The sequence below is a fragment of the Arthrobacter sp. PGP41 genome, assembly GCF_002953935.1.
Classification (GTDB): domain Bacteria; phylum Actinomycetota; class Actinomycetes; order Actinomycetales; family Micrococcaceae; genus Arthrobacter.
In genome coordinates this window covers 856,784-880,377 of record NZ_CP026514.1, presented here as the reverse complement: position 1 = coordinate 880,377, position 23,594 = coordinate 856,784, and the positions used below count along the sequence as shown (strand labels likewise).

The 23,594-nt window shown below is 64.8% G+C and carries 22 protein-coding genes; 8 read left to right on the top strand and 14 right to left on the bottom strand.

The genetic code is table 11. From position 1 onward, the window contains the following. Positions 1-11: 11 nt before the first annotated feature. Entirely contained in the window at positions 12-587 is a 576-nt protein-coding gene (locus C3B78_RS04090; RefSeq protein ID WP_104996931.1) for a helix-turn-helix domain-containing protein, read from the bottom strand. A gap of 264 nt (positions 588-851) precedes the next feature. Here C3B78_RS04090 and C3B78_RS04085 point away from each other — a divergent pair, with 264 nt between their 5' ends. After that, complete coding sequence (locus C3B78_RS04085; protein ID WP_104996930.1) at positions 852-2,369, top strand: sodium:solute symporter; 1,518 nt, start codon at positions 852-854, stop codon at positions 2,367-2,369. Between the two features lie 83 nt (positions 2,370-2,452). Here C3B78_RS04085 and C3B78_RS04080 read toward each other — a convergent pair whose 3' ends face one another. Then, on the bottom strand, positions 2,453-2,680 hold the full coding sequence (locus tag C3B78_RS04080; RefSeq protein WP_104996929.1) for a hypothetical protein: 228 nt from the start codon (positions 2,678-2,680) through the stop codon (positions 2,453-2,455). A gap of 257 nt (positions 2,681-2,937) precedes the next feature. Here C3B78_RS04080 and C3B78_RS04075 point away from each other — a divergent pair, with 257 nt between their 5' ends. After that, a complete protein-coding gene (locus C3B78_RS04075; RefSeq protein ID WP_104996928.1) occupies positions 2,938-4,110 on the top strand; it encodes a VIT1/CCC1 transporter family protein in 1,173 nt (390 codons plus the stop codon). A gap of 27 nt (positions 4,111-4,137) precedes the next feature. Continuing rightward, complete coding sequence (locus tag C3B78_RS04070; RefSeq protein WP_199775327.1) at positions 4,138-5,082, top strand: matrixin family metalloprotease; 945 nt, start codon at positions 4,138-4,140, stop codon at positions 5,080-5,082. A 28-nt stretch (positions 5,083-5,110) separates the two neighbouring features. Here the strand turns inward: C3B78_RS04070 and C3B78_RS04065 are convergent, their stop codons facing one another. Beyond that, complete coding sequence (locus C3B78_RS04065) at positions 5,111-6,268, bottom strand: LOG family protein (protein ID WP_104996927.1); 1,158 nt, start codon at positions 6,266-6,268, stop codon at positions 5,111-5,113. Positions 6,269-6,355: 87 nt separating this feature from the next. Further along, positions 6,356-7,771 (bottom strand): sugar porter family MFS transporter, encoded by a 1,416-nt coding sequence (locus C3B78_RS04060; RefSeq protein WP_104996926.1) that lies wholly within the window; start codon positions 7,769-7,771, stop codon positions 6,356-6,358. A gap of 292 nt (positions 7,772-8,063) precedes the next feature. Between C3B78_RS04060 and C3B78_RS04055 the strand changes: the two genes are divergently transcribed. From C3B78_RS04055 to C3B78_RS04045, 3 genes are read left to right on the top strand one after another with little or no spacing between them, the layout of a single operon-like run. Then, a complete protein-coding gene (locus tag C3B78_RS04055) occupies positions 8,064-8,804 on the top strand; it encodes a GntR family transcriptional regulator (protein ID WP_104999624.1) in 741 nt (246 codons plus the stop codon). 17 nt (positions 8,805-8,821) lie between these two features. After that, on the top strand, positions 8,822-9,715 hold the full coding sequence (gene iolB, locus C3B78_RS04050) for a 5-deoxy-glucuronate isomerase (protein WP_104996925.1): 894 nt from the start codon (positions 8,822-8,824) through the stop codon (positions 9,713-9,715). A 44-nt stretch (positions 9,716-9,759) separates the two neighbouring features. After that, positions 9,760-10,776: a LacI family DNA-binding transcriptional regulator gene (locus C3B78_RS04045; protein WP_158677175.1), complete on the top strand. Its 1,017-nt coding sequence runs from the start codon at positions 9,760-9,762 to the stop codon at positions 10,774-10,776. Positions 10,777-10,807: 31 nt separating this feature from the next. Here the strand turns inward: C3B78_RS04045 and C3B78_RS04040 are convergent, their stop codons facing one another. The 8 genes from C3B78_RS04040 to C3B78_RS04005 all read right to left on the bottom strand — a co-directional run bounded on the left by C3B78_RS04040 (position 10,808) and on the right by C3B78_RS04005 (position 18,556). Then, positions 10,808-11,848, bottom strand: coding sequence for a Gfo/Idh/MocA family oxidoreductase (locus tag C3B78_RS04040; RefSeq protein WP_104996923.1), 1,041 nt, complete (start codon positions 11,846-11,848; stop codon positions 10,808-10,810). Beyond that, the gene (locus C3B78_RS19955; RefSeq protein ID WP_234005512.1) at positions 11,845-12,165 is read right to left on the bottom strand and encodes a Gfo/Idh/MocA family oxidoreductase; all 321 of its coding nucleotides are present in this window, start codon (positions 12,163-12,165) and stop codon (positions 11,845-11,847) included. Before C3B78_RS19955 ends, C3B78_RS04040 begins: the two co-directional genes overlap by 4 nt. Positions 12,166-12,199: 34 nt before the next feature. Beyond that, entirely contained in the window at positions 12,200-13,243 is a 1,044-nt protein-coding gene (locus C3B78_RS04030) for a Gfo/Idh/MocA family protein (RefSeq protein ID WP_234005511.1), read from the bottom strand. Continuing rightward, positions 13,243-14,238 carry a Gfo/Idh/MocA family oxidoreductase gene (locus tag C3B78_RS04025; RefSeq protein WP_104996922.1) on the bottom strand — a complete coding sequence of 332 codons (996 nt, stop codon included), beginning with the start codon at positions 14,236-14,238 and terminating at the stop codon, positions 13,243-13,245. The genes C3B78_RS04030 and C3B78_RS04025 overlap by 1 nt, the downstream gene beginning before the upstream one ends. Before the next feature lie 87 nt (positions 14,239-14,325). Beyond that, complete coding sequence (locus C3B78_RS04020; protein ID WP_104996921.1) at positions 14,326-15,258, bottom strand: ATP-binding cassette domain-containing protein; 933 nt, start codon at positions 15,256-15,258, stop codon at positions 14,326-14,328. A gap of 12 nt (positions 15,259-15,270) precedes the next feature. After that, positions 15,271-16,338, bottom strand: a complete 1,068-nt coding sequence (locus C3B78_RS04015) for an ABC transporter permease (RefSeq protein ID WP_104996920.1) — start codon at positions 16,336-16,338, stop codon at positions 15,271-15,273. Positions 16,339-16,402: 64 nt separating this feature from the next. Continuing rightward, positions 16,403-17,398, bottom strand: coding sequence for a substrate-binding domain-containing protein (locus C3B78_RS04010; protein ID WP_234005510.1), 996 nt, complete (start codon positions 17,396-17,398; stop codon positions 16,403-16,405). 132 nt (positions 17,399-17,530) lie between these two features. Continuing rightward, a complete protein-coding gene (locus C3B78_RS04005; protein ID WP_104996919.1) occupies positions 17,531-18,556 on the bottom strand; it encodes a LacI family DNA-binding transcriptional regulator in 1,026 nt (341 codons plus the stop codon). Positions 18,557-18,707: 151 nt separating this feature from the next. Between C3B78_RS04005 and C3B78_RS04000 the strand changes: the two genes are divergently transcribed. Both C3B78_RS04000 and C3B78_RS03995 read left to right on the top strand, forming a co-directional pair. Then, positions 18,708-19,886, top strand: coding sequence for a Gfo/Idh/MocA family protein (locus tag C3B78_RS04000; RefSeq protein ID WP_104996918.1), 1,179 nt, complete (start codon positions 18,708-18,710; stop codon positions 19,884-19,886). Continuing rightward, the gene (locus tag C3B78_RS03995) at positions 19,883-20,902 is read left to right on the top strand and encodes a sugar phosphate isomerase/epimerase family protein (RefSeq protein ID WP_104996917.1); all 1,020 of its coding nucleotides are present in this window, start codon (positions 19,883-19,885) and stop codon (positions 20,900-20,902) included. Before C3B78_RS04000 ends, C3B78_RS03995 begins: the two co-directional genes overlap by 4 nt. 334 nt (positions 20,903-21,236) lie before the next feature. On the opposite strand, the gene C3B78_RS03985 is transcribed toward C3B78_RS03995, so the two are convergent. Together C3B78_RS03985 and C3B78_RS03980 are read right to left on the bottom strand one after the other, a co-directional pair. Then, a complete protein-coding gene (locus C3B78_RS03985) occupies positions 21,237-22,592 on the bottom strand; it encodes a sugar porter family MFS transporter (protein WP_234005509.1) in 1,356 nt (451 codons plus the stop codon). A 113-nt stretch (positions 22,593-22,705) separates the two neighbouring features. After that, positions 22,706-23,578, bottom strand: coding sequence for a sugar phosphate isomerase/epimerase family protein (locus C3B78_RS03980; RefSeq protein WP_104996915.1), 873 nt, complete (start codon positions 23,576-23,578; stop codon positions 22,706-22,708). Positions 23,579-23,594 lie beyond the last annotated feature (16 nt).

Sequence of the window (23,594 nt, the reverse complement as noted above, 5' to 3'; positions counted from 1 at the left end):
AGTTGTGGGGGTTAACGGCTGGCGGCGGGAACCAGGACCCAGAGCACCTCAACCGGCTTGTCCGTGGGGTTCATCCAGGTGTGCGGCTCACGGCCCGGGAAGGTCACCGTGTCTCCGGCGCCGAGGTCGTATTCCTCATTGGTGAGGATCAGGCGGATCCTGCCCTTGATCACATGGAGAACGTCAACGTCGCAGTCCACGGCATAGAGCTCGGACTCACCGCGTCCATGCGGTTCAATGCAGGCTTGGATGATCTGGATGCGCCGCTCCGAACGGGCGGTGAGGAGCCGCTCCACGATGCCCTCGCCACCCAAGGAGATCCTTGGCCCCTCGTTGCGTTTGGTCAAGTGCGTTTCCGGCGCTGCGAACAGATCGCCGATGGAAATCGACAGCACCTGGCAAAGCGTCACGAGCGAGGCGACGGACGGCGACGTCAGGTCGCGCTCAACCCGGCTGAGAAACCCCTTGGTCAGGCCCGTAGCGTCTGCCACCTGCTCTATGGTGAGCCGCTGGGACTGCCGGGCCGCACGGATCCTGGAACCGATGGCTACCGGAACATTGCTCGGCTCAACTGGCAGTGCCTTCATCTACGAACCTTTCATGGCCGGCCGCCCGGCTCCGCTCTGGAGCAATCCTAATGGCCGGCCCCGCCTGTGACGCGACCGTTGCGTACGCGCCGCGGCGACGGCAAACCCCCTTGACTGTTACCACCATCACAGCCTAACTTAGGAAAACCATTGTTGCCTATAGGGCAATAACTCGAAAACCTCTCCCCATCTCCGCAGCAGTTGTCCGGCTCCCCCCGGTACCCGGGCTGCAGCCCCGCTGCCAACACGCTCCAAGGAGCCAACATGGACCTAAGTGTCATCAACATCGCCATCGTGGTGGCGTACCTGCTCGCGATGCTGGCCTTCGGCTGGTGGGGCAAGTCCCGCACCAGGAACAACAGCGACTTCCTGGTTGCCGGCCGCCGCCTCGGCCCCTTCCTCTACACGGGCACCATGGCCGCCGTCGTCCTGGGCGGCGCCTCAACCGTGGGCGGTGTAGGCCTCGGCTACAAGTTCGGGATCTCCGGCATGTGGCTGGTAGTGGCCATCGGCGCCGGCGTCCTGCTGCTGAGCCTGCTCTTCGCCGGGACCATCCAGAAGCTGAAGATCTACACGGTCTCCCAGATGCTCACCCTGCGCTACGGCAGCAGGGCCACCGAAGCCTCGGGCATCGTGATGCTCGCCTACACGCTGATGCTGTGCGCCACGTCCACCGGCGCCTATGCCACCATCTTCGTGGTGCTCTTCGACTGGGACCGGGCTATGGCCATCGCCGTCGGCGGCGCAATCGTGCTGGTCTATTCCACAGTAGGCGGCATGTGGTCCATCACCCTGGCGGACCAGGTGCAGTTCATCATCAAGACCGTAGGCATCTTCTTCCTGATGCTGCCGTTCACCCTGAACGCTGCGGGCGGCTTTGAAGGCATCCGCAGCCGTGTGGATGAAAGCTTCTTCCAGATTGACGGCATCGGCGCCCAGACCATCATCACCTATTTCGTCGTCTACACACTGGGCCTGCTGATCGGCCAGGACATCTGGCAGCGGGTCTTCACGGCGAAGACCCCCACGGTGGCCCGGTGGGGCGGCGCCACTGCAGGCATCTACTGCATCCTTTATGGTGTGGCCGGCGCGTTGATCGGCATGGCCGCCAGCGTGGCCCTCTCCGACATTGAGATCGCAGCGAAGGACGATGTCTATGCAGAGGTGGCCCAGACCCTGCTGCCGGTAGGCATCGGCGGACTTGTCCTGGCGGCGGCCGTGGCCGCAATGATGTCAACGGCTTCCGGCGCCCTCATTGCCGCTGCAACCGTGGCCCGCGCAGATGTCCTGCCTTTCGTCGCCAGCTGGTTCGGCAAGACCATCAACACCGAAGACACAGACAACCCGGAGCACGATGTCAAAGCCAACCGCACGTGGGTCCTCGCCCTTGGCATCGTGGCCATCGTCATCGCCATCATCACCAAGGACGTGGTGGCAGCCCTGACCATCGCCTACGACATCCTGGTGGGCGGCCTCCTGGTGGCAATCCTGGGCGGCCTGGTATGGAAGCGCGGCACGGGCCTGGCCGCCGCGGCCTCCATGGCAGTGGGGTCCGTGGTGACCCTGGGCACCATGATCATCCTTGAAGTCAACGCCAAGGCGCCGCTGGACGGCATCTACGCCAACGAGCCCATCTACTACGGCCTCCTGGCCTCAGCGGTGGTCTACATTGCGGTGTCCCTGCTGACCAAGCCCACCGACCCCCAGGTCATGCGCAACTGGCAGCGCCGGGTGGCCGGGCAGGACAGCGAAGAAGCGCCGGTTCCCACCGCAATCCGCTAGGTCCGGCGGACCGCTCCACGGCAAAGTACGACGGCGGCACCTCCTGTAGCGTTCCAGCGAAGGAGGTGCCGCCGTCGTCAGTCCTACTCGGCTTCGCGGACCTCGTCGGGGTCCTCGAGGGGGACCACCCGGTCCTCTGCGTCGATCACGACAGGAGGCACCTGGACCACAGGTTCCTCCTCGTCCAGGAGATCGTCCTCGGTGTCCCAGTCGTCCTCATCTACCGGTGCATCCTCGGCGTAGTCGTAGGCGGGGTCCGCCTCCACGGCATCAAGGTGCGGCATGTCCGGGTGCTGTCCGGTGGTGCTCATGATTGAACCTCCGTTTGTTCGCCTGACGTGCTCTTTCAGTGAGGGCGCGGGCCGCGCCACACTTTCATCACAGCACCGCCCGGCATACGGGTCAATAGCGCTGGAAAGCGGCTGGCGGCACCCTCAGGAGCAGGACCGTGATTTACGGCGGACCGAAATGTCCGAGGGAGGATTACCTGCCAAAAACCGGCGGATTTTCGCAGTAAGCTGGCACTGCAATGGGGCCGAACCATGCTTCATCCAGCCCAGGAGTGTCCGTGTCTCCGCACGCCCAGAACAACCGAAACACCACGCCCCAGGCGTCGCCCCTTCCGGCTGCACCGGAAGCTTCCGGGCCGAACCGGCAGTCCCGGCCGTCGCCGACGGACATCAAACGTTGGCGGCAATACCTCGCGGACGAGCGCGCCGAGGCCGCCGTTTACCGGGACCTGGCGCAGAGCCGCCAGGGTGAAGAACGTGACATCCTCCTGGCCCTGGCCGAGGCCGAAGGCCGCCATGAAGCACACTGGCTGGGCCTGCTTGGGGACCGTGCGGGCAAGCCCCGGCGTGCATCCCTCCGCAGCCGGCTGCTGGGTTTCCTGGCCCGGCACTTCGGCTCGGTGTTCGTGCTGGCGCTGGCCCAGCGCGCTGAAGGCCGCTCCCCCTATGCCAAGGACCCCAACGCCACGGATGCCATGGCGGCCGATGAGCAGATCCACGAGGAAGTGGTCCGCGGACTGGCAACACGGGGGCGCAACCGCCTGGCAGGAACTTTCCGGGCAGCGGTGTTCGGCGCCAATGACGGCCTGGTCAGCAACCTGTCCCTGGTGATGGGCATGGCTGCATCCGGCGTGGCCAGCAGCGTGGTGCTGCTGAGCGGCATTGCCGGCCTCCTGGCCGGCGCCATGTCCATGGGCGCCGGTGAGTTCATTTCCGTCCGTTCCCAGCGGGAACTGCTGGCGGCAACGCGGCCCACGCAGGTCACGCTGGTAGCGGCTCCCAAGCTTGACCTTGAGCACAACGAACTGCTGCTGGTGTACCTGGCCCGGGGCATGACCCAGGAAGCCGCGGAACACCGGGTGGCCGAGCGCACCGGCCTGCTGCCCTGTGACTGCGACCCCAGCTTGTCGCTGCAGCCCGAACTGCCCGACGTCGATGACCAGCATGAGGCCGTGGGCACAGCATGGGCCGCGGCCCTGTCCAGCTTCTGCTTCTTCGCGTCCGGCGCGATCGTACCCATCCTGCCGTTTGTGTTCGGCCTGACAGGTGTGCCGGCTCTGGTGGTGGCGGGCGTCCTGGTGGGCCTGGCCCTGCTGGTCACCGGCGCCACCGTTGGTCTGCTGTCCGGCACGTCGCCCCTGACGCGCGGGCTGCGCCAGCTTGCCATTGGCCTCGGCGCTGCAGCAGTCACCTACCTGCTGGGGCTGGTCTTCGGCACCGTGGTGGGCTAGCGGTGGCATCTTAATGGGCGGAGCCTAGTGGAGGACCGCCGCGAGGGGTCCCGCCATGCGCGGGCCAGGGTCCGCCGAGGCACACGAGGGATAGCCAGGCTCCTGGTCATCGCCGGACTGGCCACGGCGGCAGTTTTTGGTGCGGCCGTGGCAGTCAGCGATCCGCGCTTCAAGGAACTGCTGGATGTCCGCATCGGCCCGGGAACCGGACAACCAGGCGGAAAGGCCGGCGATTCAGGCGGCCACCAGGATACCTACCCCACGGGACAGGCCGGCCAGGCACCCCCGGCTGAGGGCCGGACGAAGACGCCGCCTCCGGGACTCGAGGAGTCGGACGCCCCGCTGGCCGCCGCCAGCCCTCCGCCGCTGGGCAGCGATTCCTACCGCTTCCTCGCGGTCAACGGGGACGGCAGCCCCGTAGGGTATTCGCCCTGCAGGCCGCTGCACTATGTGGTCAACGACGAACTGGCACCGGCCGGCGCGCAGCAGCTCATCATGGAGGCCATCGCCACCATCTCGGCCGCCACCGGAATCCAGTTCATCTACGACGGAACCACCCGGGAACAGCCCTCTCCGCAACGGCCGCCCTACCAGCCCGAGGCCTACGGCGAGCGCTGGGCGCCGCTGCTCATCGCCTGGACAACCCCGGAAGCAGCACCGCAGCTGAAGGGCAAGGTGATCGGCACCGGAGGCAGCACCCACTTCAGTTACGACGACGGCCCCAGAGCCTTTGTGACCGGAGGCCTGGACCTGGACTCACCGCAGATCGCCGATGAACTCCTGAACCCGGATGGCCACCTGTATGCCAGGGCCGTGATCCTCCACGAGCTCAGCCACGTCATGGGACTTGACCATGTCGAGGACCCCACGCAGCTGATGTACCCGGAAATCGGCACCCCCGAGGGGTTGTCCGCCGGAGACCTCAACGGGCTGTATGAGCTGGGCAAGGCCCAGTGCCGCAAGGACCTCTGACCCTCCGGACCCGGATGCCCGCCGGGTCTCAGGTGGCCAGCCCTGGCCCCGGTTGGCTTCGCAGCACGTCCACCGCATCCTGCACGGAGTCCACCAGGAAGATATGGTCTTCCATCGGCCGGCCGGCTGCCAGGCTGCGGAGCATGGGCCATGCGGGGTACTGGTGCTCCCAGTGGTGCCTGCCCACCAGCACCATCGGCGTGACCGTTTCCCGCGCGCCGTAGTAGTTCTCGCAGGCGTCCTGGAATATTTCCTGCACTGTGCCCGCGGCCCCGGGAAGGAACACGATGCCTCCCTTGCACAGCTCCAGCAGGATGGCTTCCCTGATGGCATTGGCAAAGTATTTGGCAATGTGCGTGGCGAAATAGTTGGGCGGCTCGTGCCCGTAGAACCACGTGGGGATGCCGAGCGACGGCGTCCCGCCGGGAAAGCGTTCGACGACGGCAGCGGCCGCGCGCGCCCACGCGGACACCGAGGGACGGAACCCGGGGACGGAGGCGAGCATGTCCAGCGCCGCCTGCACCTCGGCGTCGGACGCCTCGCTGAGGTACGCACCCATGTTCGCCGCCTCCATGGCGCCCGGCCCTCCGCCTGTGGCAACCACGCGACCGTCCTGTGCCAGCAGCCGGCCCAGCAGGGCGGCCTGGGCAAAACCCGTGCTGCCACGCTGCGCGGCGTGCCCGCCCATCACGCCGACCATGGCACGGCCCTGCCAGGGCCCTGTCCTGGCCAGCTCGTCCAGGGCGTCGCCGATGGCATGGTCATGAAGCGCGGAAGCAAGGGTGGCGTCCAGCCGGTGCCGGTGGCCATCGTGGATGCTCCATTGGTAGATCCGGGCATCCGGAAGCTGCTCATAAGCGGAGTGCGGCAGCCCGGCGTAGAGCTCCTGGGGCGTATAGAGGGTGGCCCGGTAGGGGTTGAAGGGCACCGTCTCAAGCCGTGGAAAGATCAGCGCTCCCCGTTGCCGGAGCAGGTCCTCTGCACCGTCATCGAACGTGCAGCCGAGGAAGATGGCACCCTCCACGTGCATGCCTTCCAGCGCGGCGGTCCTCCCCCGCAGGTCCAGGGACTGTGCATGCCAGCCGTGCATGTCCAGGGCGCCTGCGCTGAGCAGCCGGTCGAAGCTCTCCAGGTCCTGGACTTCGAGGTTGTGCGGGTGGGGGCCCAGGTTTCCGGAGAGGTTCACCGTCTAAACCTAAAGCAATGCGGGGTCAGATACCGTCTCTCCGGTGCACCGGAATGGGTTGAATCTGACCCCGCGTTGGTGGAGTTGCTAGGCGGGAACCCGGACGGTTTCGCCGTGGCGGAAGTGCGCTTCTAGATCCTCAAGGGAATGGCCCTTTGTCTCCGGGACGAACTTGCTGACGAACATCAGGGACGCGAGGTTCACCAGGACGAACAGGCCAAAGGTGCCGGTGGAACCAAGCGCTTCCACCACGATCGGGAACAGGAAGGAGATGGCTGCGTTGACCGTCCACAGCGCGAACACCGCGATTCCCATGGCGAAACCTCGGATGGCCAGCGGGAACATCTCCGAGAGGAGCAGCCACACGCAGGTACCGATGAAGCACTGGACGAACGCGACGAACAGCATCATGGCGGCGAGGATGGTGTAGCTGGCCAGGTCGGACTGGGGCAACAGGAAGACCACGGCAAGCAGTGCCTGGGAGCCCACCACTCCGGAGAAGCCGATGATCAGCATTTTCCGCCGGCCGATGAAGCCGAGCAGCCAGATTCCGAGGATGGTCATCAGCACAGAAGTCACGCCGACGCCGATGGTGGCCACCAGGGATGCGCTGACGCCGAGCCCGCTCTTTTCAAGGATGCTGGGGGCGTAGTAGTTCACGGTGTTGATGCCGGTGGCCTGCTGCACGACGGCAAGGCCAATGCCGATCCAGAGAAGGCGGCGCATCCAGGGGTTGTCCCGCAGGTCCCGCCAGGCGTGACCGCGCTCTTCCTTGGCGGTCTTCGCAGCCTCCGCAATTTCCTGGAACTCACTGGCGGCTTCTTCGGGGCTTCGGCTGAGGTTGAGGACACGGCGGCTATCCTCGAGGCGGCCGCGGATGGCGTACCAGCGGGGGGACTCGGGGAGCATCAGCATTCCGGCGAGCAGCGCGAGGGCGGGAAGGGACGCGATGCCCAGCATGGTGCGCCAGACCTCGGTGTCGTGGATCAGGGCATCGAGCAGGGCGTTGATGGCGAACGCCAGCATCTGGCCCGTGACGATCATGAGCTCGTTGATGGTGACCATGCGGCCGCGCAGGTGGGCGGGCGCCATTTCGGCCAGGTACAGCGGGCAGGTAACGGCCGCCGCGCCCACACCCAGGCCCAGCAGGATGCGCGCCGCGATCATGAACGGCACGGTGGGGGCGATGGCGCAGCCAATGGCACCGAACAGGAACAGCAGGGCGCAGACCAGCAGGGAACCCCTGCGGCCAAGCCTGTCCGCCATGCGGCCGCCGGTGAGGGCACCCACCGCGGCGCCGGGGAACAGCAGGGCGCTGACCACCGTGGCTTCCTCGACGGCGGTCATGTTCAGGGAGTCGTTCATGTACAGCAGGGCGCCGGAGATAACGCCGGTGTCGTAGCCGAAGAGCAGGCCCCCCAGGGTGGAGATGACAGTCAGCCGGGCGAGGTAGCCGCGGCGCTGGGTGCCGGGCACGGTCGGCGATTGTTTCTGCAACAGCATTGTTGCCTCTCAGATTCTCTCGGGGACCGGAGTAGCGGTCAGGAATGTGATGCGTAACACCCACGTTAGAGCGCTCTAACGCCGCATGTCAACATAAAGTTCTAATGTCAGTACATAATGCGCCTAGCGCATTATCCCCTGCCGCATGGCCGATCCCTTGACCCAAGGAAAGCGCCTGCTAGGATCGAAGGACAGATAGTATGTCCTATCAAGCGAACATATAGTGGCAAAGCGGCCGTTCACGCCCCACCCGGGCGAAGACGCCCCGCAACAGGAACATGAGGGAAGTACCGTGGCGAACAACCTGGGTCTCAGCATCGACCGCTCCTCCCCCGTCCCGCTCTACCACCAGGTGGTGCAGGGCATAGAAGCGGCCATCTTCAGTGGCGTGCTGGAACCCGGCAGCCGGCTGGACAACGAGATTGACCTGGCGGCGCAGCTGAACCTTTCCCGCCCCACGATGCGCAAGGCCATGGACGAACTGGTCCGGTCCGGCCTGCTGGTGCGCAAACGCGGCGTGGGAACCCAGGTGGTTTCAAGCCAGGTGCGCCGTCCACTCGAGCTCTCCAGCCTCTACGACGACCTCACCAACAACGGCAAGAAGCCCACCACCGATGTCCTGAGCTTCTCCCATGTTGAGGCGGACGACGCCACCCTGGCCACGCTGCAGTTGCCGGCGGGCTCCAAGGTCTACCACTTCACCCGGCTGCGCAAGGTGGGGGGCAAACCGTTGGCGCTTATGGAGAACTGGGTCCGTGACGACATCACCGACATGGATGAAGCGTTGCTGGCCGCGGAAGGCCTGTACGCCATCCTGCGCCGCGGCGGCGTGAACTTCCGCCTGGCCAACCAGCGCATCGGGGCCGTGGTGGCCAACGACTACCAGGCCTCCCTCCTGGACACCGCTCCCGGGTCCGCGCTGGTCACCATGGAGCGCACTGCCATGGATGACACCGGCCGGCGCGTGGAAACCGGGCACCACGTGTACCGCGGCGATTCCTACAGCTTTGAAATGACACTCGTACAGCGATAACGCAAGGAGCCAACTCCATGACCAACTGGGTCTACCCCCTGGGCACCGCCGCCGACGGCAAATGGGACGTCTCAATCGGGACCTCCGATTCCTCCCTTGCCGTGGACGGCTGGGCACACACCGGACTGAAGGTGGGCACCCTCGCCGCCGGGGCCGACGTCGTCCTTCCCGCCGCCGCTGAGGAGCGCATTGTGGTGCCCCTTAATGGATCCTTTACCGTCACGGTGGACAGCATCGAGTACCAGCTGGAAGGCCGTGCATCGGTGTTCCACGGCCCCAGCGACGTCCTCTACTCCGGCACGGGGCGGGGGGTCACCATCAGCTCGGCCGACGGCGGCCGCGTGGCGGTTGCCACGGCACCGGCGAAGGATTCGTACCCCACCCGCCTGGTGACTGCCGCCGAGACGCCGGTGGAACTGCGCGGGGCCGGCAACTGCTCCCGCCAGGTCCACAACTTCGGCACGCCCGCCGCGCTCGAGGCCGACAGGTTCATCGTCTGCGAGGTCCTCACTCCCGCCGGCAACTGGTCCTCGTACCCGCCGCACAAGCATGACGAGGAAAAGGACGGCGAGACCCACCTGGAGGAGATCTACTACTTCGAGACGCGGGTGGCCGCCGGCTCAGCTGCACCGGCCGATGCCGATGCCATGGGCTACCAGCGCGTCTACGCCTCCGATGACCGCCCCATCGACGTGTCCGCCGAGGTCCGCACCGGTGACGTCGTCCTGGTTCCTTACGGCTGGCACGGACCGGCGATGGCTGCCCCCGGCTACGACCTGTACTACCTGAACGTAATGGCAGGACCGGGACCGGTGCGCGAATGGCTCATCAGCGACGATCCCCACCACGGCTGGGTTCGCCAGACGTGGGACGGGCAGGAGATCGACCCCCGGCTGCCGTTCGGAGCCTGAACGAGGTCCCGGCGCAGACCCGCTACGTGGCAGAGTGGGGTCTTGTGAAGCAGACTTCCCCCGCCCGCTCCGTGACCATGGAGGACGTGGCACGCGAAGCCGGCGTGAGCCGGGCGCTGGTCTCCCTGGTGATGCGCGATTCCCCCAAAGTCTCGGCCGCCAAGCGGACGGCGGTGCTGGAAAGCGCGGCCGCCCTGGGCTACTCCCCCAACCGGCTTGCCAGCCGCCTCGCGAGCCACCGCACCAACACCCTGGGCGTCCTCTTCCTCGACCTGCACAACTCGGTCTTCGCAGACATTTACGACGGCATTGCCGAGGGCCTCGCCGGCAGCGGCAACCAGGTGATGGTCGCCGTCGGCTCCGCTGATCCCGGCACCGAACTGGAAGCCGTGAGGAACTTCGTGGACCTCCGCGTGGACGGGGTCATCCTGGCCGGCTACACCGGCTTGGCCGGTGAACTGGAGGCCGCCCTGCGCGGGACGGCCGCCGTCGTCATCACCAGGGAATTAAAGGTCGACGGCGTCGATTCGGTCCTGACGGATGACTTCCGCTCCGGAGCGCTCGCCGTGGAGCATCTGCACGGGCTGGGGCACCGGCGGATCGCCCATGTGGATATCTCCGACTGGCTGCCGTACACCGACCGCCGCGAAGGCTACCTGCACGCGATGAAGCAGTTCGGCCTTGAGCCGATGCTGGTGCACAGCGACATGACCGAGCGCGGCGGGCGCAACGTCATGGAACGGTTCCTGGCTTCCGGCGCCGTGCTGCCCACCGCGATCTTTGCCCACAACGACCTCACGGCCATCGGCATCATGGAGGCCCTGGCTACGCACGGGCTGAGGGTCCCGGACGATGTGGCGATCGTGGGCTGCGACAACATCGAGCTGGCCGCCTCACCCCTCATTGGACTGACATCCATCGACCAGCACGCCGGGGAACTCGGCCGGGTGGCGGCGCAGGTCATGCTGGACCGGCTTGCCGGTTCCGGCCCCTCCGTCACGCGCAAGCTCGATCCGGCGCTGGTGGTGCGGAGCTCCTCAGATCCCGGCGCGGGACGCTAGCCACCTACGGCAAGCTCCCGCGCCCGGAGTTTCAGTGCACGCCCGCCGTGGCGTGTTCCACCCTCACCGGGACACCGCTGGCCAACGATTCCTGGGCGGCGTCCGCCACCCGGGAGGCGGCCACTGCGTCCTCCGGTGTGCAGGGGTTGTCACGCTGGCCAAGGACAAGCTCAACGAACGCGGCCATTTCGGACCGGTAGGCCTGGTCAAAGCGCTCGGCGAAGGTCCTGTGCGGCTCACCGGACGGGAAATCCACGCCGGGCTCGGCCGACGCCATGGCGGTTTTTTCATCCAGGCCCACCGTCAGCGATCCCTTGGAACCCTGGATTTCCAGGCGGACGTCGTGGCCCGCCCCGTTGTAACGCGTCGCTGAGACAGTGCCCACGGTGCCGTCGTCGAACGTCACGAGCGCGAGCGCCGTGTCCACGTCGCCCACAGCGCCGATGGCCGGGTCCCCGTTGTTGGAGCCCTTTGCGTACACCTCAACGATCTCGCGGCCCGTCAGCCAGCGGAGGATGTCAAAATCGTGGACGGAGCAGTCGCGGAACAAGCCGCCTGATGTGGCCAGGAACTCCACAGGAGGCGGTGCCATGTCACAGGTGACGGCACGCAGCGAGTGGATCCAGCCCAGTTCGCCGGCCTGGTACGCCCGCTTGGCTTCCAGGTAGCCGGCATCAAAGCGGCGCTGGTGGCCGATCTGGACCACGCCGTGCTTGCTGCGGATATAATCCAGCACGGGCAGGGCATCCGCCACATTCATTGCCACCGGCTTCTCGCAGAATACCGGGATGCCCGCGTCCACCCCGGCCTTGATCAGCCCAGGATGGGTGGCGGTGCCTGTGGCCACCACCAGGCCGTCGATGCCGGAGGCAAGGAGGGCTTCGACGGACGGAAGAAACTCGGCGCCCGCGCCGGCTGCCACGGTCCGGGCGTGCTCTTCGGCCACGTCGGTGAGCCGGAGCCTGACGTTGATGCCCTTGGGGTTCAGCACCCCGTTGAGGCCCGCGATGTTGCCGGCGTGCATCACGCCGATCCGGCCCACGCCTACCAGGCCAAGCGTTACTTCCTTCATGGTTTTTCCTCTGCATAGACGGTAAAGGTGGTCCGGAAGGCGTCGAGGGCCGCGGCGCTGTCATCCCTGGCCCACGCCTCCATGCCGACTGGATCCGCGAAGATGTCGTCGGCACTGGCCGTCACCTTGGCAGTGCCCCGCTCCAGGGCAAGGCTCCGGGCGGACTCGATGTTGGGGTCGGCGATGGCGGCCAGGACTACGCCGGGGATGCGGCGGGCAACGCTGTCCGCATGGAATGCGCCCATCCAGCCGGAGCCGATGAGACCCATCCGTACCGGGACCGGGACTGCCGTGGGGTTGTGGGTGATGTAACCCAAGGGCTCATCCTTTCGGGTTTGTGTACAGCGACGGTTAAGCGGACGGGTTTCCTTCGCCCGGAAAGCTAATGCCGAGCTGGCGCCGGATTTCGTCCGCTGCTTCCATCGTCCGGATGGAAGCAGCGAGTGGACGCTGGGGGCTTTCTGCTTGTCCGGCTGCAATGCAACGGGCCACTGCGGCGGCTTCGAAATGCAGGCCTTCGAAGTGCCCGCCCGCCGGCTCGCTGTGGCGCAGCCGTGTCCCGTCCGGGAACCGCAGCTCGAAGCCGCCGGGCATGTTGAAGGGGCCGTCAATGGCCAGCGTTGCCTGGGAACCAACAATGGTGGCGGCCGTGGGGGTGACATTATGCAGCTGCGTGTTCATGGCTGCCTGGCTGCCGCCCGGGAATTGCATGATCGCCGAAAGCTGGGCATTAACTCCGGATTCGTGCGGCTGGCCGATGACGTGCACCTTATCGGGGGAGCCCAGGACTTCGGTGATGAGCGCCAAAGGGTAGGTCCCTAGGTCCAGCAGCGGTCCCCCGGCGAGCGCTGGATCAAAGATACGGTGGCTCCGGTCGAAGTGCTCGCCGTACTCCGCCACCACCGTGGTCAAGGTCCCCAGTGTCCCGGCTTCGAGGATCTGCCGGATGACGTCGAATTTGGGCAGGAAGAAACTCCACATCGCCTCGGCGGCGAAAACGCCGGCGGATCCGGCCCGTGCGGCGATGTCCCGTGCCTGCCCGGCATTGAGTCCAATGGGTTTTTCGATCAGGACGTGCTTGCCTGCTTCGAGGGCGAGCAGGGCGGCGCTGTGGTGGAAATTGTGCGGTGTGGTGACGTAGACGATGTCGATACCGGGAGCCGCCGCGAGTTCCTCGTAACTTCCGTATGCGGCCGGCACGCCAAACTTCCCGGCAAACTCTTTGGAGCGGGCCAAAGAGCGGGAGCCGACGGCGGCAATAACCTGGCGGGAATGCGCCTGCACCGACTCCGTGAAACGCTCTGCAATCCACCCGGGCCCCATGATGCCCCACCGCAGGGAGGGTGCATCCTTCGAATCCGGGACGCGTGGTGCCGGCATGACGGGAACAGCCACTAGTAGATTACTTTCGTGAAGGCTCCGTCGCTGTGAAGCGACCGGATCATGGCCTGGGCAACCTGCGATGCTCTCAGGCCGTCTTCTCCGGTGGCGAGCGCTGCGGGCTCGCCCCTTTCGAGGGCGGAAATCCAGGCCTGGAGCTGAAGACGGTAGGCGTCGGCGAAACGCGGGCGCCAGTCAGCGGGGATTTCGGCCGTGCGATGGCCCTCACGCTGAACTACCAGGGCTGCGGGTTCGGGCAGGGCAGCGGTGCCACGCTCGGAGACGACTTCACACCTGGTGGTATAGCCGTACTGCGAGTTCAGGAACAGTTCAAGGGTCGCCAGGGTTCCGTCGGCCGTCCGCAGGAGCATCAACGCAGGGTCCTGCAGTTCTCCGGGACTGTGCCGGGAGCTGCGCCCCGCCTGCCATGAAACTTCGGTGATGGGCGAGTCCAGCAGCCAGGGGATGATATCGAACTCGTGAATGGCCGAATTGGTGATGGCTGTTTCCGAGCTGGTGCCGGGGCCGGAGGCTGCCGTGCGGCTGGTGCAGTGGACAATCAGTGGTTCGCCGTGGCTCCGAAGCCGCGTGGTTTCGCGCAGGGCGGCGTAGCCGGGATCGAAGCGCCTCATAAAGCCCATGGACAGGAGCCTGGCACCGGTCGCCGCGATGATGTCCGCTTCGGCCTCCACTACGTCAAGGCTCTCCAGGAGTGTAGGGGCCAATGGCTTTTCACATAGAACGGGCGTCATCGCTTCGAAGCATTCCAGCACCAGTCCGGCGTGGGTGGAGTCGTGCGAAGCGATAACGACCGCGTCCACCTCGCTGGCGTTGATCAACTCCGAGGGGTCCGTCGTGGTCCTGGCCGACGGCGGCGCAGCAGCAGCCGCGCGTCCGGCGTCGAGGTCTGCCACGAAGGTGACTTCGGCACCGTTGACGGTGGCGGAAAGGTTCCTGATATGGTCTGCGCCCATAACGCCGGCGCCAATGACGCCCACCCGGATCGGCATGTTCTCTTCCTGTCTGCTGGCTGCTCGTCTTCGCGGCATGGCGAGGGGCCCGTCGGGTCTCGCGGCGGGCCCCCGTCTCCAGTGGTGTTATGCGTGCCGCGGGCTGCTTTCCTTTGCCTCCGCCGTCTCGGTCACTTCAGCCACCTCGGCCTGGACTTCCTTGACGATGTCGCTGTGGCCGCCGAGCTGTTCGAGCTCGTGGGCAAGCTCGGCAAGTTCCGCGCCGCCGGCCATCTGGGCGGTGAGCTCGTCCAGGGTGATGTCCTTTTTGTCGTAGTATCCGATGGATTTGCCCCGCTTGAGCAGGAGGAACCGGTCGCCCACGGGGAAGGCGTGGTGCGGGTTGTGGGTGATGAAGATGACCCCGAGGCCCCGGTCCCTCGCCTGGAGGATGTAGCGCAAAACTACGCCCGACTGCTTGACGCCCAGAGCCGCCGTCGGCTCGTCCAGGATCAGGACCTTGGCTCCGAAGTACACTGCCCGGGCAATGGCGACACACTGGCGCTCACCGCCCGAAAGCTGGCCGATGGGCTGTTCCACATCGCGCAGGTCGATGCCCATGTCGGCGAGCTCTTTCTTGGTGATGTCCTTCATCTTTTGGACATCGAGGCTCTTGAACGGGCCGAATCCGCTGGTGAGCTCGGACCCGAGGAAGAAGTTGCGCCAGATCGGCATCAGAGAAACCACGGCGAGGTCCTGGTAGACCGTGGCAATGCCGACGTCGAGGGCATCGCGGGGGGAACTGAACTTCCGTTCGTCGCCCATGACGTACAGTGAGCCTTCGTCGTGCTGGTGCAGTCCGGCGATGATCTTGATCAGCGTGGACTTACCGGCGCCGTTGTCCCCCAGGACACAGGTGACGCGTCCGTTGTCCACAGCCATGGTGACATCGCGAAGGGCAATGATGTTGCCGTAATGCTTCCCCACACCTTCCAGGGAGAGCAAATGGACCGGGGTGTGCGTCAGCGGGTCCTTTTCGTTCTTGAGCAGGGTCTGCTGGTCGATGGCTTTGGCGTTCATTTTCTTCGCCCCTTACTTCAGTTCCGCGCGGCGTTTGACGATGAGGTTGACGATGGTGGCCAGCAGCAGCATCAGGCCGAGGAAGAACTTGAACCAGTCCGGGTTCCACTGCGCGTAGACGATGCCTTTGTTGGCCATGCCAAAGATAAACGCGCCGATTGCACCGCCGACGGCTGATCCGTAGCCGCCGGTGAGCAGGCAGCCGCCGATCACTGCGGCAATGATGTAGAGGAATTCATTGCCCACGCCCTCGCCCGACTGCACGGCGTCGAAGGCGAACAGGTTGTGCATGCCAAGGATCCAACCGCAGAACCCAACCGCCATGAACAGCCCGATCTTGGTTTTCGTCACGGGCACGCCCACAGCGCGTGCCGAGTCGGCGTTCCCGCCCACTGCGAAGATCCAGTTGCCAACCTTGGTACGCAGCAGTACCCACGATGCGACGGCAACCAGGATGATCCAGAAGAACACGGTGATTTTGACTTCAACGCCGCCGATGCTGATCGACGAGGCAAATACGGCGCGGGCCGATTCGAAGCCGTCCAGCTTGGAAATGGAAGGCGAGGACACGCTGCCTCCGATGAGGCGGGTGAGTGCCAGGTTCAGGCCGGTAAGCATCAGGAACGTCGCGAGGGTGACGATGAAGCTGGGAAGCTTGGTCTTGATCAGGATCCAGCCATTGATGAACCCGATGGCCAGCGAGACTACGAGCGCCAACGCAACACCCACCCATGCGTTCATGGAGAAATTCCAGCTGAAAAGGGATGCGGTCAGCGCAGATGAGATAACTGCCACGCCGGTGGAAAGGTCGAATTCGCCACCGATCATCAGCAGCGACACACCCACGGCCATGATGCCGATGGTGGAACTGCCGTAAAGAATGGTCGCCAAGGCGTTGGGCTGCGTGAAGGTCGAAGAAACCAGCGCGAAGAAAACGAACAGGACCACTGCTCCTACGAGCGCGCCAACTTCGGGGCGGCCCAGGAGCTTCTGGAAGGGGTTCCGTTGTCCGACCCGCTCGTCGCCGCGCGGCCCGGCTGCCGAGGCGGGGGCCGGGGGCAGGGTTGCTGTATTTGCCATAGGAATAACTCCTTGTTGGTCAGGCCGTGCGGCGGATCGCCGCCGCACGGCCTGAGTCCCGGATCTAGCGGACGCCCTGCTGGGCGAATTTGAGGACGTTTGAAGCGTTGGACTTGTCCACAATGGTCGGGCCGGTCAGCACAGGCTGTCCACCGCCGAGCTTGAACCCGCCGCGCTTGGCCTGCCAGAGGGAATCAACGGACATGTAGCCCTGGAGCCACGGCTGTTGGTCCACGGTGAAGATCACGTCACCATCCACGATCTTCTGCGCTAGCTCTGCGTTCAGGTCGAAACTGGCGACCTTCGACGAGCTGCCGGCGTCCGCGACGGACTTGAGCAGCGTCAGGGTGATCGGTGCGCCCAGGCCAATGATGACGTCCGCATCCTTGGCGGCCTGGAGCTTCGCGGTGGCGGTGGACTGGACGGCGGTCATGTCCTTGCCGTCGACATACAGGATCTCCGCGCCCGGAACCTTCGCCTTGACGCCTGCGCATCGTGCTTCCAGGCCAACATGGCCCTGCTGCTGAATCACGCACACGGGGTGCTTGAAGCCCTCGGCGGCCAGCCGGGTCCCCACGGCCTCGCCGGCGAGTTTCTCGTTGGAACCGAAGTGGGTGAATGCGCCGAGCTGCGACGAGATGCTCTCGCCTGCGTTGAGGCTCACCACCGGGATGCCGGCGTCCGTAGCCTTCTTCAGGACGTCCTTGAGGGCATCCGGGGTTGCGAGGGTAAGGGCGATGCCGTCGACTTTCTGGTCAATGGCCTGTTGGACGAGCTGGGCCTGGCGTCCGGCCTCAGGGTCGCTGGTGTAGAGCAGTTCCACATTGTCTTTAGCGGATGCCTCCTCGGCCCCCTTGCGGACAATGTCCCAGAACGTGTCGCCGGCCGCAGCGTGGGTGATCAGCGCGACCTTCATTCGGTCCGTGGTGGCCACTTGGCCTCCGCCGGCGCCGCCGCCTGCGTTCTCGGTTTTCCCACCGGTGCTCGAACATGCAGCAAGTGCCAGCATCGGCACTACCGCCGCAACCAGAGCCACCTTACGCCAAGAAATATTAGCCACAATAATCTCCTTTGATCCCAGGTTCCGGGCTGCCACTCTGCCGCCTCCGGAACTCTGTCTACCTAGATCATGGTGACTTGACTCACCAATGTCAATAGTTTGTCCTGACATTAGGATGTTTTAACGAATCAACTACTTTGGGGCGATTGGGGCCGGCGGGCCTGTGGTGCCGCGCACCACCAGTGCCGGCTCAATGAGCTTCTTCTGGCTTCCGGCAGCCCCTGTCTCAATGCGCGCCAGCAACGTCTTAGCCACATCAATCCCCACAAGGTCACTTCGGTTGTCGATGGAAGTAAGTTCCACATACTTGGACTTCGCCACCGTGGAATTGTCATACCCAATCACGGAAATTTCGGACGGGACGGACAATCCCCGCATCTTGATGGCGCCGAGGGCACCGAGGGCCATGGTGTCGTTGGCCGCGAAAATAGCCGTGGTCTCCGGATGATGGTCCAGCAGCCAGGATGCGGACGAAAAGCCGTCCTCCTCCGAAGTTCCCCCCGACTCCCCGACGACGCACACGTCAAGACCCGCCCCCTGCAGCTGGCCGGCAAAGCCCGCCCTTCGGTGGTCGGCGGCGCCGCCGGAGCCGGACAGGTGCCCGATCCTGGTGTGGCCGAGGCCCAGCAGGTGTTGGGCAGCCATGGCGCCACCGCCGTCGTCGTCATTTGTGATCAGGTCAGCCCCCGCAGGCACGCCGCTGCGCCAACCTGCAACGACGGTGGGCACCCCGGCGCCGGCGAGCATTGATGGAGTGGGTTCGGCCGCTATCACCAGCCCGTCCACGTGCATGGCCAGTAGTCCATCCACCGCCTCACTGGTGCGGTTTGCGCCAGGGCGGGAATCGGCCAGCATAACCCGGTAGCCGTCCTCCGTCAGCACGGATTCCATGCCCCGCAGCAAATCGACAAACCAAAGGTTCCGGTAGTCATCTATGACAAGTCCTATGCTCTTCGTCCGGCTGCTGGCCAGCGCCGTGGCAGCCCGGCTGGGACGATAGCCAAGCTCCGAGATCGCCGCTTGCACGGCATTGCGGCGCTTTTCGCTTACTCGCACCGGGTTTTGCAGCACCAGGGAAACCAGCGATGGCGAGACTCCCGCCTGCTTTGCCACGTCATAGATCGTCGGGCGCCGGTTTTTGGGGCGGTCATGCGTCATGGAAGTGCCTTTCATCTCTCGGTTGAGAATATCCCGGGAACGATTGACAGGACATATGGACATGGCTACGCTCAAGGTCAGCGCAAAAATTGTAGCGCTACAAAATGCCGCCGGCGATCCCCGCTGCGGCTGAATTTCAAAGGAGAAATCAATGGCTGAAAGCCTCGGTGTAGCAGTCATCGGCGCAGGCATGGCCGGCAAGGCGCACGCTGCCGCGTACCGTACGGCGTCCGCCCTGTACAGCCCGGTCCTTCCTCCGGTCCGACTGGTCTCCATCGGCGACGTCAACGCCGAATTCGGTTCCTTGGCCGCCCGTCGATTCGGGTACGAGCGTAACGACACGTCATGGCAGGCAATTGCTGAAGCCGATGACATCGACGTGGTCAGCGTAGTGATCGCCAACTCCCTTCACCGTGAGGTCGTTGAAGGTCTGCTCGCGGCCGGCAAGCACGTGCTGTGCGAAAAGCCTTTGAGCGATTCCATGGACGACGCTCGTGCGATGGCCGAGGCGGCGCGCAACGCGTCCAGCATCGCGCGCATCGGCTTCACGTTCCGCCGCACCCCGGGCATCGCTTACATTCGGGACCTGATTCAGACAGGGGTGCTCGGCAACGTCCTGCACTTCAGCGGCCGCTACTGGACCGACTACGGCTTCAGCCCCTCCGCCCCCATGAGCTGGCGGTACAAGGGCGGCCCGGGCTCGGGCGCTCTTGCCGACGTCGGATCCCACTTGGCGTACGTCTCCGAGTTCCTCTGCGGCGATATCCAGGCTGTCTCCGGCGGTCAGCTCAGCACGGTCATCACCAAACGTCCGCTGCCGCTTGCCGCTGTGATGGGCCATGACCACGTTGCCGTCAGCGACACCTTCGAAGCCGTCGAGAACGACGACTACGCAGCCTTCAACGCGGAGTTCGCCACGGGCGCGGGAAGCTTCGAAGTGTCCCGCGTTGCCGCCGGCCACGCGAACAGCCTTCAGTTTGAGGTCTTCTGTGAAAACGGCGCCGCCAAGTTCGACCAGCGCCGCCCCTCCGAAATCCAGCTGTTCCTCAATGACGGCTCTGGCCACGAAAACGGCTACCGGCAGGTCATTCTCGGTCCCGGTCACCCCTACATCGCAGGTGGCCTCGCCATGGACGCGCCGGAGGTGGGGTTCGGCCAGAACGACGCCTTCGGCTACCAGGCCCGCGCCTTCCTCGAAGAGGTTGCCGGCCTGGGCGAACAAGAGTCCCTCCCCCGCTGCGCCACCTTCGACGAGGGCGTCCGAAACATGGAACTGCTCGGCGCCGTCACCGATTCGGCACTCAACAACGGAAAGAAGATCTCGCTGTGAAGCTGGGTGTCTATAACGCGATCCTGCATGACCGGCCCCTTCCCGAGGCATTGAAGGTCATCGCCGACCTCGGCCTCACCGGGATCGAAATCAACACCGGCGGGTTCCTGCCCGCGGTCCACGTGCCCGCCATGGACCAGATCCTGGAAAGCGACGCCGCCCGCGATGACTTCCTGGCGATTTTCGAGGGAACCGGGGTGTCAATCGCCGGCCTGAACTGTAACGGCAACCCCCTGCATCCCAAGCGTGAGATCGGCGAGAAGCATGCCGAAGACATCCGCCGTTCCATTCGCCTCGCGCACCGCCTTGGGCAGAACCGGGTGGTCACAATGTCAGGGCTGCCCGGCGGAGAGCCCGGCGCCACCGTCGCCAACTGGATCGTGAACGCCTGGAACTCTGCGGCGCTGGATGTGTTGGACTACCAATGGGGCGTGGCAGCGGAGTTCTGGAGGGAGACCGACCGCCTCGCCGCGGACCATGATGTCAAAGTGGCCCTGGAACTGCACCCCCAGAATATTGTTTTCAACACCGCCGATGTCCGCAAACTAATCGAGCTGACGGGGGCAACCCACGTTGGCGTGGAACTGGATGCCTCCCACCTGTTCTGGCAGCAGATGGATCCGGTTGCCGTGGTGCGGGAACTTGGCCCGCTCGTGTTCCAGGCGGCAGCGAAGGATGTCCGGATAAACACGGAGAACGCGGCGCTGTACGGCGTGCTCGACAACAGTTTCCGTCGACTCTCGCCCGGGGAAAACCGCACCAACCTGGGCGGTGACGAGTGGGCCAATGAGTGGCCCAAGGACTCTGCGTGGGATTTCGTGGCCCTGGGCCGTGGGCACGACACCGCCTTCTGGACGGAATTCCTACGCGCACTGTACGAGGTAGATCCAGACATGCTGGTCAATATCGAGCATGAGGATGTTTCACTCGGCCGCATCGAAGGGCTGGAAGTGGCCGCCAAGGTGTTGAAGGACGCTGATGCAGCGCTCACCTCTTCGCTGAAGCCGACGGCCTGATCGCACAACAAACCCGCACAGCAGGAGGGGTGGCGCACACGCGCCGCTCCTCCTGCTGGCTTTCCCGCCACGGCCGCGATTCGCCTTAGGTCCTCCGTCGCGTGTGCCTGGTGTCTTCGGAGGGCAGGGTTTCGGGAAACCGAAGTTCAATGGAGATGCTGCCGACCGACTGTAATCCGACCGATGAAGATCAGGAGGGTGTCCACCCGGTGCGGTCGGCGTCGATGATGGTGCGCAGGACTTGTGCTGGGACGCCGGCAGCGATGGTGTTGGCGGGGACGCCAGCCGGCGTCGGGCGTTTCTATTGCACTGAGGGTGCCTTGCGTCGAGGGGTTTAGGCGTTTATGCCGGAACGCTCTTTGAAGAGGTGCTCAAGCTCCTCGAGCGACTTGTCCTTGGTTTCCGGGACCATCCGCTTGACCCAGGCGATCGCGCAGATCTGCAGTGCCACGAAGATGAGGAAGGTGGCCGATACTCCGATCCACGAAACCATCTGCGGGAAGAAGAAGCCGATGAGGAAGTTGACCATCCACAAGACGAACACGCAGATTCCCATAGCGACACCGCGGACGTGCATCGGGAAGATCTCGGACATGGTCAGCCAGGTCACGGTGCCGATGCAGCCCTGCATAGAGGCCAGGAACGTCACCATGAACAGCAATACCAGGTAGCCGCGAAGGGTGCTTTCCGGCAGGGCCAGAGAGATCATCGCGATGGCCAGCAGGGATGTGGCTGTGCCGCAAAGTCCCACAATCAGCATGGGTTTACGGGGCACACGCGACATCAGGTACATGCCTATAACCACGGCCACTACGGAGGTAATGCCGTTGAGAACGTTTGCGATCAGGGCGCCCTGGTCGCCGAATCCTGATGAAGACAGGATGGACGTTCCGTAGTACATGATCGCATTGACGCCGCTGATCTGGTTGATGATCGCCATGCCGAGACCCACCACGAAGATCCTGCGAATCCAGGGGACGGTAAGGTCCTTGACCGTTCCGAGTTTGGCCTGGTAGTCCTCACGGGCCGCCTGCCGCACTTCGTCGAACTCCGCCGGCACCTCCCCGGCAGCGCGGGTGGAGCGCAGCACCTCCAGGACAGCACCGAACCGGCCGGCAGACGCCAGCCAGCGCGGGCTTTCCGGCAGGACCAGCATCCCGAACCACAGCACCACAGCCGGCAAAGTAGCGATCACGAGCATCCACCGCCATATGTTGGCCTCTTCCGGGAAGGCGTTGCCCAGCACTGCATTGAACGTGAAGGCGAGGAACTGGCCGGTGACGATCATCAGTTCGTTCTGCGTGACGATGCGGCCACGCTGGGCCGCCGGCGACATCTCCGCAAGGTACACGGGGACAATTACCGACGCGCCGCCCACTGCGAGCCCCAGCAGGGTCCTTGCCGCAATCAGCAGTTCAGTGCTGGGCGAGATGGTGCAGAAGATGGTGGCGGCAACGAAGATCAGCGCCAGCCCCATGATGGTTTTGCGCCTGCCGAAGCGGTCCGAGAGCCGTCCGGCGCTGATGGCTCCGAAGGCAGCCCCGAAGAGCAGCGTCGACGTGACGAGGCCCTCGGTCAGCGGTGTAAGGCCAAGGTCGCGCTGCATAAATGGGAGGGCGCCGTTGATGACTCCGGTGTCGTAGCCAAAAAGCAAGCCGCCGAAGGTGGAGAACAGGGCCACCTTCCGCATGAACTTTCTCGGATCGGATTGAGTGACCTTCGGGGGCGCTCCCCCGCCGATGGCCACTTCCGGGGATTCGGACTCCGTTAAGATTCCTTTGCTGTGTTCCATCCGCGCATCCACTACTTCGTCTTGGCGATGTAGGCCTTCATCGTCTCCAGCTGGTACCGGGAAACCTCATCAGCCTTCTCGTCCTCCGCAAAAACGCTCGACACCATCACGGTGTCCTCCCGGTCCAGGAATCCAATTTCCTTCAGCCCGCCGAAGAATTCGTCCCAGTTGACGTCGCCGTCACCGATCTTCAGGTGCTGGTGCACGCGGACGGGGTTGCCCGGCGGATTGGTGATGTACCGCAGCCCGTGCGAGGCATGGTGGTTCATGGTGTCGGCAACATGGACCAGGCGCAGCTTGTCCCCCGCTGCCCGCATGATGTCCAGCGGTGCGTTCTGCATGTGGAAGCTGTGCGAGGCCACGTAGACCAGGCCCACGTTCTTCGAGTTCAGCCCCCTGATCACCCGGATCGCTGCCAGGCCTTCCTCCACGAAGTCGTCCGGGTGCGGGTCGATCAGAAGGTCGAGGCCCTCGCGTTCAATGATCGGCAGGAGCTCCTCCATGGAACGGTAGAAGGCCCGCTCGGACTCCTCGGCCTTCTCCGGCCTTCCGCTGAACTCCGTGTTGATGGTGCCGACGCCGAGGTCCACCGTGATCTGGATGACCCGCTTCCAGTAGCGGACTGCTGCTTCGCGGGCATCCTCGTCCGGGCCGGACCAGCGGAGCACGGGCAGCACGGACGCGATCTCAATCCCCGCGTCCCGGCAGGCCTTGCTGAGCTGACCCACGAGTTCGTCATCGGCCTTGGGGTGGTTGTAGAAGGGGATCAAGTCCGCGTGCGGGGTCATCTGCATGTACTTGTAGCCGAGGTCCGCCACCACCTTCGGGAATTCGAGCAGGCTGTGCGAGTGGTGGAAGGGCGTAGGGTCAAGTGCGATTTTCACGAAAAAACACTCCGTT

Excerpts from the sequence above, each read along its gene's own strand:
- C3B78_RS04080 (WP_104996929.1), bottom strand. The coding sequence starts at position 2,680 with ATGAGCACCACCGGACAGCACCCGGACATGCCGCACCTTGATGCCGTG.
- C3B78_RS04060 (WP_104996926.1), bottom strand. The coding sequence starts at position 7,771 with ATGCTGTTGCAGAAACAATCGCCGACCGTGCCCGGCACCCAGCGCCGC.
- C3B78_RS04090 (WP_104996931.1), bottom strand. The coding sequence starts at position 587 with ATGAAGGCACTGCCAGTTGAGCCGAGCAATGTTCCGGTAGCCATCGGT.
- C3B78_RS04025 (WP_104996922.1), bottom strand. The coding sequence starts at position 14,238 with ATGCCGATCCGGGTGGGCGTCATTGGCGCCGGCGTTATGGGCGCAGAC.
- iolB (WP_104996925.1), top strand. The coding sequence starts at position 8,822 with ATGACCAACTGGGTCTACCCCCTGGGCACCGCCGCCGACGGCAAATGG.
- C3B78_RS04000 (WP_104996918.1), top strand. The coding sequence starts at position 18,708 with ATGGCTGAAAGCCTCGGTGTAGCAGTCATCGGCGCAGGCATGGCCGGC.
- C3B78_RS04085 (WP_104996930.1), top strand. The coding sequence starts at position 852 with ATGGACCTAAGTGTCATCAACATCGCCATCGTGGTGGCGTACCTGCTC.
- C3B78_RS03985 (WP_234005509.1), bottom strand. The coding sequence starts at position 22,592 with ATGCGGAAGGTGGCCCTGTTCTCCACCTTCGGCGGCTTGCTTTTTGGC.
- C3B78_RS04040 (WP_104996923.1), bottom strand. The coding sequence starts at position 11,848 with ATGAAGGAAGTAACGCTTGGCCTGGTAGGCGTGGGCCGGATCGGCGTG.
- C3B78_RS04020 (WP_104996921.1), bottom strand. The coding sequence starts at position 15,258 with ATGAACGCCAAAGCCATCGACCAGCAGACCCTGCTCAAGAACGAAAAG.
- C3B78_RS04015 (WP_104996920.1), bottom strand. The coding sequence starts at position 16,338 with ATGGCAAATACAGCAACCCTGCCCCCGGCCCCCGCCTCGGCAGCCGGG.
- C3B78_RS04005 (WP_104996919.1), bottom strand. The coding sequence starts at position 18,556 with ATGACGCATGACCGCCCCAAAAACCGGCGCCCGACGATCTATGACGTG.